9 protein-coding genes are annotated in these 12,782 nt (G+C 59.0%); 8 read left to right on the top strand and 1 reads right to left on the bottom strand.

What is annotated here, in order from left to right; translation table 11 throughout:
• The 5 genes from atuC (at nt 1) to K787_RS0107680 (ending at nt 7,480) form a co-directional block, all read left to right on the top strand.
• Complete coding sequence (gene atuC, locus K787_RS0107700) at nt 1-1,617, top strand: geranyl-CoA carboxylase subunit beta (protein ID WP_022962216.1); 1,617 nt, start codon at nt 1-3, stop codon at nt 1,615-1,617.
• A 14-nt stretch (nt 1,618-1,631) separates the two neighbouring features.
• The gene (gene atuD, locus K787_RS22530; protein ID WP_022962215.1) at nt 1,632-2,834 is read left to right on the top strand and encodes a citronellyl-CoA dehydrogenase; all 1,203 of its coding nucleotides are present in this window, start codon (nt 1,632-1,634) and stop codon (nt 2,832-2,834) included.
• A complete protein-coding gene (locus K787_RS0107690; protein WP_152486800.1) occupies nt 2,831-3,628 on the top strand; it encodes an enoyl-CoA hydratase/isomerase family protein in 798 nt (265 codons plus the stop codon). The genes atuD and K787_RS0107690 overlap by 4 nt, the downstream gene beginning before the upstream one ends.
• A gap of 21 nt (nt 3,629-3,649) precedes the next feature.
• Nucleotides 3,650-5,617, top strand: a complete 1,968-nt coding sequence (locus K787_RS0107685) for an acetyl/propionyl/methylcrotonyl-CoA carboxylase subunit alpha (protein WP_022962213.1) — start codon at nt 3,650-3,652, stop codon at nt 5,615-5,617.
• A gap of 213 nt (nt 5,618-5,830) precedes the next feature.
• Nucleotides 5,831-7,480: a methyl-accepting chemotaxis protein gene (locus K787_RS0107680; protein ID WP_022962212.1), complete on the top strand. Its 1,650-nt coding sequence runs from the start codon at nt 5,831-5,833 to the stop codon at nt 7,478-7,480.
• 22 nt (nt 7,481-7,502) lie between these two features.
• On the opposite strand, the gene K787_RS0107675 is transcribed toward K787_RS0107680, so the two are convergent.
• On the bottom strand, nt 7,503-8,822 hold the full coding sequence (locus K787_RS0107675) for a Na+/H+ antiporter family protein (RefSeq protein WP_022962211.1): 1,320 nt from the start codon (nt 8,820-8,822) through the stop codon (nt 7,503-7,505).
• Between the two features lie 213 nt (nt 8,823-9,035).
• Between K787_RS0107675 and K787_RS0107670 the strand changes: the two genes are divergently transcribed.
• The 3 genes from K787_RS0107670 to K787_RS0107660 all read left to right on the top strand — a co-directional run bounded on the left by K787_RS0107670 (nt 9,036) and on the right by K787_RS0107660 (nt 12,780).
• Entirely contained in the window at nt 9,036-9,632 is a 597-nt protein-coding gene (locus K787_RS0107670) for an NADPH-dependent FMN reductase (RefSeq protein WP_022962210.1), read from the top strand.
• A 280-nt stretch (nt 9,633-9,912) separates the two neighbouring features.
• On the top strand, nt 9,913-11,145 hold the full coding sequence (locus K787_RS0107665; RefSeq protein WP_152486815.1) for an OprD family porin: 1,233 nt from the start codon (nt 9,913-9,915) through the stop codon (nt 11,143-11,145).
• Between the two features lie 471 nt (nt 11,146-11,616).
• Nucleotides 11,617-12,780 (top strand): EAL domain-containing protein, encoded by a 1,164-nt coding sequence (locus tag K787_RS0107660; RefSeq protein ID WP_022962208.1) that lies wholly within the window; start codon nt 11,617-11,619, stop codon nt 12,778-12,780.
• Nucleotides 12,781-12,782 lie beyond the last annotated feature (2 nt).

Raw genomic sequence — 12,782 nt, 5'->3', positions numbered from 1 at the left:
ATGCCCACCCTGGAATCGCAGATCAATCCAGCTGACAGCCATTTTGCTGGCAATCGCGAGGCCATGCTGACGGCGATCGACAGCTTTCGCACGATTGAGCAGCAGGTACTGGACAAGGCCCAGCAGGCCAAAGCGCGCTTTAAACAACGCGGTCAATTGCTGCCGCGTGAGCGCCTGGGTTTGCTGCTGGATCCCGGCGCACCCTTTATCGAGCTTTGTGCCCTGGCCGGCTACAAACTGCATGATGACAAGGACGGCACCCTGGCTGGCGGTGGGCTGATTGCCGGCATCGGTTATGTATCAGCGGTGCGCTGCCTAGTAATCGCCAATAACAGTGCCATCAAGGGCGGCACTATCTCGCCCAGCGGGCTGAAAAAATCCCTGCGCCTGCAGCAGATCGCCGCTGAAAACAAACTGCCGGTGGTCACTCTGGCCGAAAGCGGTGGCGCCAATCTGAGTTACGCAGCGGAGATCTTCGTCGAAGGCGCCCGCGCCTTTGCCAATCAGGCGCGGCTGTCCGCTGCCGGCATTCCGCAGATTACCGTGGTGCATGGCTCCAGCACCGCCGGCGGCGCTTATCAGCCGGGGCTGTCGGATTACGTGGTGGTGGTGCGCGGCAAGGCGCGCATGTTCCTCGCCGGCCCGCCGCTACTCAAGGCCGCCACCGGCGAAATCGCCACCGAGGAACAGCTCGGCGGCGCGCAGATGCACGCTGAAGTGGCCGGCACCGCCGAATACCTGGCCGAAGATGACGCCGATGGCGTGCGTCTGGCCCGCGATATTCTGGCTAGCCTACCCTGGAACGAGCGTCTACCGGTAGCGCCTGAAAAAACCTGGCAAGAGCCTTTGTATGATGCCGAAGAGCTGCTTGGCGTGGTCCCCGCCGAGCCGAAAACACCCTATGACGTGCGCGAAATTATCGCCCGTATCGCCGACGGCTCGGACTTTCTGGCATTCAAGAACGACTTCGACAGCCAGACCGTGTGCGGCCATTTAAGTATCCACGGCCACCGCTGTGGGCTGATCGGCAATAACGGCCCGATCACGCCCCAGGGCGCTGCCAAGGCCGCGCAATTTATTCAGCTGTGTGACCAGAGCAATACCCCGCTGCTGTTTCTGCACAATACCACCGGCTTTATGGTCGGCACCGAAGCCGAGCGCCAGGGCGTGATCAAGCACGGCTCGAAAATGATCCAGGCAGTGGCCAACGCGCGGGTGCCCAAGCTCACCCTGGTGGTCGGCGGCTCCTATGGCGCCGGCAACTATGCGATGTGCGGCCGCGGCCTGGACCCACGCTTTATTTTTGCCTGGCCCAACAGCCGCACCGCCGTCATGGGTGGCGCCCAGGCCGGCAAGGTGCTACGCATCGTTACCGAGGGCAAGTACGCACGGGACGGCAAGACCGCCGACCCGGCGATGCTGGAGTTGCTCGAGCAGGCCACGGCGCAAAAGCTCGACAGCCAGTCCACTGCGCTCTACGGCACCGCCAGCCTCTGGGACGACGGTCTGATCGACCCACGCGATACGCGCACACTGTTCGGCCTGCTGCTGGCAATCTGCGCAGAAGCAGCGGTTCGCCCGCTGCACCCTAACACCTTTGGCGTTGCCCGCCTGTAACCGGAGATCACCCCATGCTGTTTACTCAGGAACATGACGCACTGCGCCGCACGGTAAGACAATTTATCGACAAGGAGATCAATCCCTATGTCGATGACTGGGAAGCGGCCGGTAGTTTCCCCATGCATGCGGTTTTCCGCAAAGCCGGCGAACTCGGTTTGCTGGGTATCTCCAAGCCCGAAGCCTATGGCGGCATGGGCCTGGATTACAGCTATTCCATTGTTGCCGCAGAAGAGTTCGGCACCATCCACTGCGGCGGCGTGCCCATGGCCATTGGCGTGCAGACCGACATGTGCACGCCGGCGCTGGCGCGTTTTGGCTCCGATGCGCTGCGCGATGAATTCCTGCGCCCGGCCATCAGCGGTGAATGGGTCGGCTGCATAGGCGTCTCGGAGACCGGCGGCGGCTCGGATGTCGCCAGCATCCGCACCACGGCGCGCAAGGATGGCGATGACTATGTGATCAACGGTAGCAAAATGTGGATCACCAATTCGCCCTCGGCGGACTTCATGTGCTTGCTGGCCAACACCTCAGACGGCAAACCGCACAGCAACAAGTCGTTGATCATGCTGCCGATGAACACCCCCGGCATCAGTCTCAGCCAGCCACTGGACAAGCTCGGCATGCGTAGCTCGGAAACCGCACAGGTATTCTTCGACAGCGTGCGCGTGCCGCAGCGCTACCTGCTCGGCCAGGAAGGCGCCGGCTTTATGATGCAGATGGTGCAATTCCAGGAAGAGCGGCTGTTCGGCGCGGCGAATATCCTCAAGGGTTTAGAGCATTGCGTCAGCAGCACCATCGCCTATTGCAAGGAACGCCAGACCTTCGGCCAGCCGCTGATCAACAACCAGGTGATTCACTTTCGCCTGGCCGAACTGCAGACCGAAATCGAATGCCTGCGCGCGCTGGTTTACCAGGCCACAGAGCTGTATGTCGCCGGCAAGGATGTCACCCAACTGGCCTCTATGGCCAAACTCAAGGCTGGTCGGCTGGGTCGGGAAGTGACCGATGCCTGCCTGCAATATTGGGGCGGCATGGGCTATATGTGGGATAACCCGGTGGCCCGCGCCTATCGCGATGTACGCCTGGTATCCATCGGCGGCGGCGCGGATGAAATCATGCTCGGCATTATCTGCAAGCTGATGGGCACCCTGCCCGGCAAAGGTTCGGGCACCTCCAGCGCCAACCCGCCGACCCAATCCGATGGAGTCAGATAATGACCTACCCTGCCTGCCAGACGTTGCTACTGGATCAGCAAGCCGGCGTGCTGCACATCACCCTGAACCGTCCGGACAGCCGCAACGCGATGAACCTGAGCATGCTCGAGGAGCTGATTGAAGTACTGACCACCGCCGCCGCTGATGCGCAATTGCGCGCCATCGTTATGCGCGGCGCAGGTGGTCACTTCTGTGCCGGCGGCGACATCAAGGACATGGCCAATGCCCGAGCCACCGGCACCGATGCCTACCGCGAACTTAACCGGCATTTCGGCCGTTTGCTGGAGCTGGCGGAGCAGCAACCCCAGGTCGTGCTGGCCGTGCTCGAGGGCACGGTGTTGGGTGGCGGTTTGGGCCTGGCCTGCATAGCGGATATTGCCTTGTGCCTGGATGACGCCCGTTTCGGTTTGCCAGAAACCAGTCTTGGCGTTATCCCCGCGCAGATCGCCCCCTTCGTGGTTAAACGCATCGGCCTGACCCAGGCACGCCGCCTGGCGCTGACCGCCGCACGTTTTAATGGCGTCGAGGCGCTACGCCTGGGACTGGTGCACCAGAGTGTGAAAACCGCCGAGGATCTTCAGATTCAACTGGATAGCTATCTCCAACAGATTCGGCAATGTGCACCTCAGGCCAATGCGCGCACCAAAGCCTTGTTGCTGGCCTGCGGCAAGCAGTCGATGCACAGCTTGCTCGACCAGGCGGCAGAGACCTTTGCGCAGTCCGTTACCGGCGCCGAGGGTGCCGAAGGCACGCAGGCATTTGTGCAAAAAAGACCGCCCAGCTGGGCTGACTAACCGCTTGCCCAAGGAATTCGCATGAGCGCCTTTAATTGCATACTGGTCGCCAACCGTGGCGAAATCGCCTGCCGCATTCTGCGCACCGTGCGCGATCTTGGCTATCGCAGCGTAGCGGTTTATTCCGCAGCCGACGGCGACAGCCGCCACCTGCAGTTGGCCGATGAATCGCTGTGCATTGGTCCGGCGCAGGTCAACCAGTCCTATCTGAATATCCCGGCGATCATCGACGCCGCCAAGCGCACTGGCGCCGATGCCATTCATCCAGGCTACGGCTTTCTCTCGGAAAACGCCGAGTTCGCCGAGGCCTGCGCCCAGGCCAACATCTGCTTTATCGGCCCCTCAGTAAACGCTATCCGTTTGATGGGCAGCAAACGCCTGTCGAAGATTGCCATGCTCGCTGCGGGCGTACCCTGCATACCCGGTTATGAAGGTGCCGCTCAGGACGACGATACTCTGAGCAGCCAAGCGCAAGCTATTGGTTACCCGGTGATGATCAAGGCCAGTGCTGGCGGCGGCGGCCGTGGTATGCGCCTGGTCAGCGAACCGAGCGAGCTGCTACCGCAACTGCGCAGCGCCCGCTCCGAAGCCTTGGCGGCGTTCGGCAGTGACGAGCTGATTCTGGAGAAGGCCCTGCTGCGCCCGCGCCATGTTGAGGTGCAGGTTTTTGGTGATCAGCAGGGCAACCTCGTGCATCTGGGCGAGCGCGATTGTTCGGTGCAGCGCCGCCACCAAAAAGTGATCGAAGAGGCGCCCTGCCCGGTCATGACCACTGAACTGCGCCAACGCATGTGCGAGGCAGCCCTGAAAGCCGCCGCCAGTGTTGACTACTGCGGTGCCGGCACAGTGGAATTTATGCTCGACGAGCGGGGTAGTTTCTATTTTCTGGAGATGAATACCCGCCTGCAGGTTGAGCACCCGGTGACGGAAATGCTCACCGGTGTAGATCTGGTCGCCTGGCAGATCCGCGTCGCGCAAGGGCAAACGCTGCCGCTGCAACAGGCGCAAATAGCACTGCAAGGTCACGCCATCGAAGTGCGTTTGTACGCCGAAGACGCTACTCGCGGTTTCCTGCCCCAGACCGGACAAATCCGTTGCTGGCAGCCCGCCGACCTCCCCGGCGTACGCATAGATCACGGCCTGCAGCAAGGCCAGACCATCAGTCCCTTCTATGATCCACTGCTGGCCAAACTCATCGCCCACGGCAACTGCCGCGAAGCAGCCCGCCTGAAACTGATCCGCGCCCTGGAACAGTCGGTTTTGCTCGGCGTTGTCGCCAATCAACGCTTTCTGATCAACCTGTTGCACAGCACCGCCTTTACATCGGGTGAGGCCACAACCGCGCTGGTGACCGAGCTGTTCGCCGCAGACCCGAGTCTGTTACCACAACGGCCCTCTAGCAACGAACTGGCGATAGCCGCAGCCTTGCTTTACCAGCACTCCGCCCAGCGCTTCACGATGGCTGGCTGGAGCAACAGCGCAAGTTTGCCCAGCCGCTATCTGCTTGAACATGCTGGTGAAGTGTATGCGGTGTACATCTCGCAGAAAGCCCCCGCTACTCCCGGCTTACTGCAGGCTTGCGTGGACGATCAACGGCTGGAACTCAAGCTGCCTGACCTCGACCAACCTCAATGCTGGATCGAACTGGAGGCTGTGCGTTATCCCCTGGCGTATCGAGTCGATGGCGACCAGCTCTGGCTCAAGGGCGATAACGGCAGCCTGGCATTGCGTAATGTCAGCCAACGGCCAGCCAACACCGCGCAGTCGTCCGATAGCGGGAACCTGTACGCGCCCATGGATGGCGCCATCGTCAGCATACTGGCCAGCGAAGGCGAGCAGGTCTGCCGCGGGCAACTGTTGATGGTCATGGAAGCGATGAAAATGGAGCATCAGCTCAAGGCCGGCTGCGATGGCGTGATTGCCAGCGTGGCGGTCAGCGCCGGCCAGCAGGTCCGCCACCGCCAACGGTTAGTGGAAATCAGCCCATAGCGCTTTCACCAATAGTGCTCGATAGATGCTGGCTATACAGGCGAATCCCGCTTGAATTGCCAAGCCAATGCAGTCAAATTGATATCATTCTTGGCGCCAAGAAAATACCACTCAGGTTTTTCCTCCGGCTGCCGACATAGTTTGCAGGATGTGTCAGGGCGCTAGACCCTTAATAAAAACAGCAGTTGGCCGCCGTATACTGGGAGGTTGTAAATGAATTTGTTGCGCCGGATAAAGATCAGTCAAAGGATCTGGTTGATTCTCATCGTTGCGCTGGCCAGCATGACATTGCTTGCCGTGGTCTCACTACTCAGTATGCGCGGGGAGTTTCGCCAAGCCGAGATTACCAAAGCGACGCATCTGGTGGAGAGTGCCCATGACATGATGGCGTATTTCCACAGCCTGGAAGTCAGTGGCGAATTGACCGGGGAACAGGCCCGCAAGCAGGCGCTCGCTGCATTGCGCGGGCTGCGCTATGACGATAAGGAATATTTCTGGGTCAACGACATGAACAACGTCATGATCATGCACCCCATGGCGCCGCAAACCGAAGGCATGGATCTGACCAACATCAACAGTGCCAACGGTGGTAGCAACGTTATTGTCGACATGGTCAATCTGGCGCGCACGCAAAGCACTGCATTTATTGAGTACACCTGGACCCGCCCCGGCCAGGAGCCGGGTGAAGATGTAGGCCAAGACAAGATCGCTGCTTTCAAGCACTTCAAGCCCTGGGATTACATGGTTGGCACCGGCATCTTTATCGAAGATATGGAAGCCAAATTCCGCGATGAAGTGATCCGCCTGCTGTTGATTATCACCTTCATTACCGTGCTCATGGTCGCTATTCTGTTCGTCATTGGCCGCAGCATTTCCCAGCCGCTGAATCGCGTGGTTGAAGCCATGCGCGACATTGCCAGCGGCGAAGCCGACCTGACGCGCAAACTTGACGATGACGCCAGGGACGAGTTGTCCCTGCTGGCGCTGCACTTCAACAACTTCACCGCCAACCTGCGCGGCATCGTGCAGCAGTTGGGCGACAGTGCCCGGCAATTGATCAGCGCCGGCCAACAGCTGGACCAGATCAGCGACAATAGCCTGCGCGGCATGACCAGCCAATCCGAGCGCATGGAGCTGATGGCCACCGCCATCAACGAGATTACCTACGGCGTGCAGGACGTGGCGCAGAACGCCAACGCCGCCGCCCAGGAAGTGGAAAACGCCAATGAAGGGGCCAACAACGGACGCGTTCAGGTAGAAAAAACCATCGAGCAGATCCAGCACCTGTCAGGCAGCGTGAAGACTGCCGTGCAGCACATGCAAACCCTGTCCAGTGACGCCAACGAGATTACTTCGGTACTGGACGTGATCCGCAATATCGCCGAGCAAACCAATCTGTTGGCCTTGAATGCGGCTATCGAGGCAGCCCGTGCTGGGGAAATGGGTCGTGGCTTTGCCGTGGTCGCGGACGAAGTGCGCAATCTGGCCCAGCGCACGCAAAAATCCACCGAAGAAATTCATAACATGATCAACAAACTGCAGACCAACACCCAGGTGGTAGTCGACGTGATCAATCAGAGCGACAAGTATTCCGAGCAAAGCGTGGAGCAGGTCAATGCCGCCGGTGCTGCGCTGGAACAGATAGCCCAATCCATGCAGCAAATGGTCGCGCTGAACGCCTCCATCGCCAGCGCCACGACCCAGCAATCGACCGTAGTCGAAGACGTTAACCGCAACGTCACCGAAGCCGCCGAACTGGCCCGCGAAACCACCGAAGGCGCGCAACAAACCGCCGAAGCCAGCCAGCATCTGGCGCAACTGGGCAAGCAGATTGATGGGCTGGTCAGTCGCTTCCGGATTTAGATCCGGAAGCGTGAAGCTGGCTTTACAGCACCATCACTGCCAACCAGCCAAAAGCGATCAGCGGCAAGTTATAGTGCAGGAAGGTCGGCACCACGGTATCCCAGATGTGATTATGCTGGCCGTCCACATTCAGACCCGCGGTCGGGCCCAGAGTGGAATCCGAGGCCGGCGAGCCGGCATCGCCCAGGGCGGCGGCCGTGCCTACCAGCGCGACAATCGCCAGCGGGCTGAAGCCTAGCTGCATGGCCAGCGGCACATAGATCGCGGCGATGATCGGGATGGTCGAGAACGACGAGCCGATGCCCATGGTGATCAGCAAACCGACCAGCAGCATCAGCAGCGCGGCCAGGGCGCGGTTATCCCCGATGATGCCGGCGGAGCTGTCGACCAGCGTCTGAATTGACCCGGTGGCGCGCATCACCTCGGCAAAACCGGCGGCGGCAATCATGATAAAGCCGATCATCGCCATCATTTTCATGCCTTCGGTAAACACGTCATCCGCTTCACGCCAGCGCACCACCCCGGAGATGGAAAAAATCACAAAGCCGGCCAACGCGCCGATAATCATCGAATCCAGCCACAGTTGCACGGCAAAGGCGACCACCACTGCCACCAGGGCTACTGCCAGCGAGCGCGGGTTGTAACTTTTCTCCAGGCGTTCGACTTCTGCGATCGGCGTCACCGCATAGTCGCGCGGCCGGCGATAGCTGATAAACACCGCGACACCCAACCCCAGCAACATCCCCAGCGCGGGCAAGGCCATGGCCTGCATCACGTTGACGCCCTCTATCTCGCTGCCACTCTCGGCCACATTGGCGAGCAGAATGTCATTCAGAAAAATCCCGCCAAAGCCGACCGGCAAAAACATATAGGGGGTAATCAGTCCGAACGTCAGTACGCAGGCGACCAACCGACGATCCAGCTTGAGGCGCGCCATAACGAACAGCAGTGGCGGCACCAGCAGCGGAATAAAGGCGATATGGATCGGCAGAATATTCTGTGACGAGATCGCCACCGCCAGCACCACCAGCAGCAACAAAACCCGCAGCGTGCCCTGCCCTCCAGCCTGCTGGCGATTGACCAGGATCAGCGCCTTGTCAGCCAACGCATGTGCCAGACCGGACTTGGCAATGGCCACCGCGAAGGCGCCCAGGAGCGCATAGCTCAGCGCTACATTCGCGCCCTTGCCCAGGCCGCCCTGAAAGGCCTCCAAAGTGGCCTCAAGCCCCAAGCCACCCATCAACCCGCCAACCACCGCGCCGATGATCAACGCAACTACCACATGCACCCGGCACAGACTCAGGGCCAGCATCACCGCTACAGCGGCTATCACAGCGTTCATGATCCAGTTCTCGTATTAATGAAGGGAACGGCAATTGCCGAAGGGCGCGTACTCTGCCGCAACCCGGCCGAGCTGTCAAAAGAGCTCAATCAAAAGAGACCGGCCAAAAGACCTCGGTGAGAGTCATTCGATATATTCGATCACCATTTTGCGCTATTGCCGAGCCATGCAGAGCGCTAGCATGACGCGCATCATTCATATAGAGGACAGCCCATGCTCAACATCGCCATCGTTGCCGGTAGCAGCCGTAGTAACAGCCAAACCGCAAAAGTTGCGCGCTTTATGCGCCAGTCGTTGATTTCCCAGCATCAGCTCGACGCCGATCAGGTCTCGGTAATCGATTTGGGCAACTACCCGTTGCCACTGTGGCCCGCAGAAGACACCGGCCCCTGGAGCATGTTTGAAAAACAACTGGCCAAGGCCGATGCGTTGGTGATTCTTGCGCCGGAGTGGCACGGCATGGCCTGCCCGGCGATCAAGAACTTCTTCCTTTATGCAACCAAGGCACAGCTGGCCCATAAGCCGGCGATGCTGGGCGGTATTTCCTCCGGCATTGGCGGCGCCTATCCGATCAGCGAGCTGCGTGCCTCCAGCTATAAGAATTGCCGGCTTTGCTACATCCCTGAGCACCTGATCGTGCGCAACGTGGAGAACGTCCTGAACATGCCCGAGCCGGTCGCCGAAGATGACCGCCGGATCCGCGCGCGCATGGACTACAACCTGGACATTCTGCTGCGCTACGCCCAGGCGCTCAAACCCCTGCGCGACGAAATAGATATGAGCAACCCGGACTTCGCCAACGGCATGTGATCCGATTCCAGCCCGTTCCGCTCGCGGACGGGCTGATCCCTACTAAAGTCTAACCCCTCTATATCGGTCGCTATTGATCCCGCTGCGCGCAACACCGAGCTGTCAAAAACAACCCTTTCGCCGCCAAGCCAATCAGGCGCTTGCGCCGAAGAACATCCCGAAATATGACAGTTCGACGAATGTCTTAGAGAGCATCTCCTGCTTAAGTGCTTTATTAGTTCCCGCGCCCGGGGAGCACCGGCCGGCACTTGATCACACCAGGAGAACAATAATGAAACATGTGAAAACTAGCACCCTGGCCGCAGCTGTGGCCCTTACTCTAGCAGCCCCCCTTGCCACCACAGCCAGTGCGGCTGGCTTTATCGAAGACACCAAGGCGACACTGCAACTGCGCAATTTCTACTTCAACCGTGACTTTCGCTCCACGCCACCTGGCGGTCGGTCAAAGGCAGAAGAATGGGCTCAGGGCTTTATCTTCCGCGGCGAATCAGGCTACTCCCAAGGACCAGTTGGCCTCGGCTTGGATGTGTACGCCGCCGCTGGCTTGAAACTCTACTCCGAGGACGACACCGCAGGCACCGGGCTGCTACCCAACGCCTTTGGTGACGAAGGCCCGGACGGTTACAGCCACATAACCGGCACGGCCAAAGCCAAAGTCTCCAACACCGTGCTAAAAGTCGGCAATCTGTTCCCGGCGATTCCGATTGCCCAAGCCAGTGATATTCGTCTGCTGCCGCAAACCTATACCGGCGGCGCCCTGAGCATGGGCGAGATAGAGAACCTCGATGTACAAGCCGGTCAGTTGCGTCAGGTTAATTACCGCGCCAGCACCGACCGTGAAGACATCGGCTCAACAGTAGGTGGCACCTCCGACCGATTCAACTACCTGGGCGGTACTTACAAGTTCACCCAGAGCAACACCACGCTGGGCTTATGGCGTGGCGAGCTGGATGACGTCTATGAGCAGAATCTGCTCAACCTGATCCAGGGTTTCGATCTGGGCGCCTGGAAGCTGGGCGCCAACCTGGCCTACTTCGATACCAGCGACAACGGTAACCAGCCACTGAATATCGACCACAAAATGAAATCGGTAATGCTCTCAGCCGGCACCGGAGCACACATGTTCCGCCTGGGGTACCAGCACAGCGATGGCGACACGTCCTTCCCTTATCTGGCCGAGAACAACCCCTATATTGCCAACTATATCCAGATTCTGGACTTTGCCCGCGCGGATGAAAAATCCTGGCAGGCTCGCTACGACCTGGACTTCGCACGATATGGCATCCCTGGCCTGAAAGGTCTGGTGCGTTATGTCAGTGGCGACAATATCGATATGGGTGCGGCAGGCAATGGCAAGGAATGGGAGCGGGATATCGATTTCACCTACACCGTCCAGTCCGGGCCCCTGAAGAATGTGGCCCTGCAATGGCGTAACGCGATGGTGCGTTCCGACGTGGCTGGCAACATTGATGAAAACCGTTTGATCGTCAATTACACCATTCCTTTGATGTAAGACTGAGATCGGCTGTACTTCCGCTGCACTAAAGCCCGAGCATTTTGCTCGGGCTTTAGTGCACATGGGGTATGTAATAGCGCGACTGGCTCGGGCTGGCGTGCTGTGGCAATCCTTGTCGTGTGTGCCGACCCTGACTAGGCCTCCTCCAGGACCGAGTTGCTGCGAAGAAACCCTTTGTTTAGCTGAGCTGGTTTATTTCTTCCAGCCAGCTCGGCAATATACGGGCGTCGGTAGCTGTTGCACGGACTACAACAAAACGTTAGACACAACAGCCGTGCACCATATAACAGCACAAACACAGATGCATGCACCAACATGGCAACACCAAGCGCACCAACACAGAACATGCACCGCGTTGCTACAATGAAAAGCCCCGCTTTGAGCCTGCCCGATCGGCATCTTCAAGGCGCTTGGCTATAATATTGCATACGCCTACCCGCCCGCAGTTTCTTTCATCTGGAGTACGTTGTGTTAAATGGTCAACCCCTGCCTTTTTTTCAACCACTGATCGATACTGCCACCGGCCGCATTGCCGGTTATGAAGCCCTGGCCAGGCTGCGCGACGATGCAGGCAACATCACCAGCGCAGGCCCGTTATTTACCGACCCCAACGTCGACCCCCAAGACCTGCTCGAGCTTGACCGGACTATCAGGCGCATGGCGCTCGAAGCCTTCAGAGACAATCCCGACGGTTTTATCAGCATCAATATTTCACCCCTGTGGGTCAGCCAGCTGGAGCCAGGCGAACCACTACCCAGCCTGCAACTACTTGAGGAGATAGGCCTGCCACCCGAACAGGTCGTATTTGAAATAACCGAACTGCAAGGCGACATTCAGGATCTCAAGGATGCCGTTCGGCGTTACCGGGAAGCCGGTATTCGCATTGCCATAGACGATTTTGGCGCAGGCTACTCCATGCTTGATCGGGTTCTGGCGTTGGAGCCCGACATCCTTAAACTCGATATCCAGCTGTTTCGGCAGGCCGCCAGTGGCAATGGCAATAGCGGTGATTTCGTCAAGGCACTCGCATTGATGGCGGAGAAAAGTGGCTGCTGGATTATCGCCGAGGGGGTCGAGACCGAGCAGGAACTGCATTTTGCCTTGGAATGCGGCGCCCGCTACGTGCAGGGTTATCTGTTTGCCCGCCCCGCCGAGAACTTTCTGCCCGCAGACACAGTAAAAGCAGAATTCTCGCGAATGCGCGATGAATATGCCCTGGCCAAACTGGCAGAGCGTGCCAAACTAATGGAACTGCGCAAGACCCTGTCGCTGCTCTTTACCGAACTGAGACACTGGCTGGCCAAAGGTGGTAAACCCACCGATCTGCCTTCACCCAACGCCTATCCCTGGCTCCTGCGCTGCTTTCTCTGTGACGCACATGGCACGCAGATCTCGCCCAATTACGAGTGGAGCAACAATAGCTGGCGGGCCGATCCGCGCTATCTGGACCATAACTGGTCCTGGCGCCCCTACTTCTACCAGATCCTCGCCGAAGCCGGGCAGGACAGCCGAGTGATTCTATCCAATCGCTATCGCGACGCCACCACCAACCAGTATTGCATGACCTCCGGGCTCTTTATTGACAACAGCCGGCACCTGCTGCTGGTCGACATCGACACCGCCTTAATCTGATA

The sequence above is a fragment of the Halopseudomonas pelagia CL-AP6 genome, from assembly GCF_000410875.1.
GTDB classification, from domain to species: domain Bacteria; phylum Pseudomonadota; class Gammaproteobacteria; order Pseudomonadales; family Pseudomonadaceae; genus Halopseudomonas; species Halopseudomonas pelagia.
Note: the sequence above shows the minus strand (reverse complement) of the source record. Positions and strands in the feature narration are given on the sequence as shown.

Bases quoted from the DNA above. Each gene is read 5' to 3' on its own strand.
- atuC (WP_022962216.1), top strand. From the start codon at position 1: ATGCCCACCCTGGAATCGCAGATCAATCCAGCTGACAGCCATTTTGCT.
- atuD (WP_022962215.1), top strand. From the start codon at position 1,632: ATGCTGTTTACTCAGGAACATGACGCACTGCGCCGCACGGTAAGACAA.
- K787_RS0107685 (WP_022962213.1), top strand. From the start codon at position 3,650: ATGAGCGCCTTTAATTGCATACTGGTCGCCAACCGTGGCGAAATCGCC.
- K787_RS0107680 (WP_022962212.1), top strand. From the start codon at position 5,831: ATGAATTTGTTGCGCCGGATAAAGATCAGTCAAAGGATCTGGTTGATT.
- K787_RS0107675 (WP_022962211.1), bottom strand. From the start codon at position 8,822: ATGAACGCTGTGATAGCCGCTGTAGCGGTGATGCTGGCCCTGAGTCTG.
- K787_RS0107670 (WP_022962210.1), top strand. From the start codon at position 9,036: ATGCTCAACATCGCCATCGTTGCCGGTAGCAGCCGTAGTAACAGCCAA.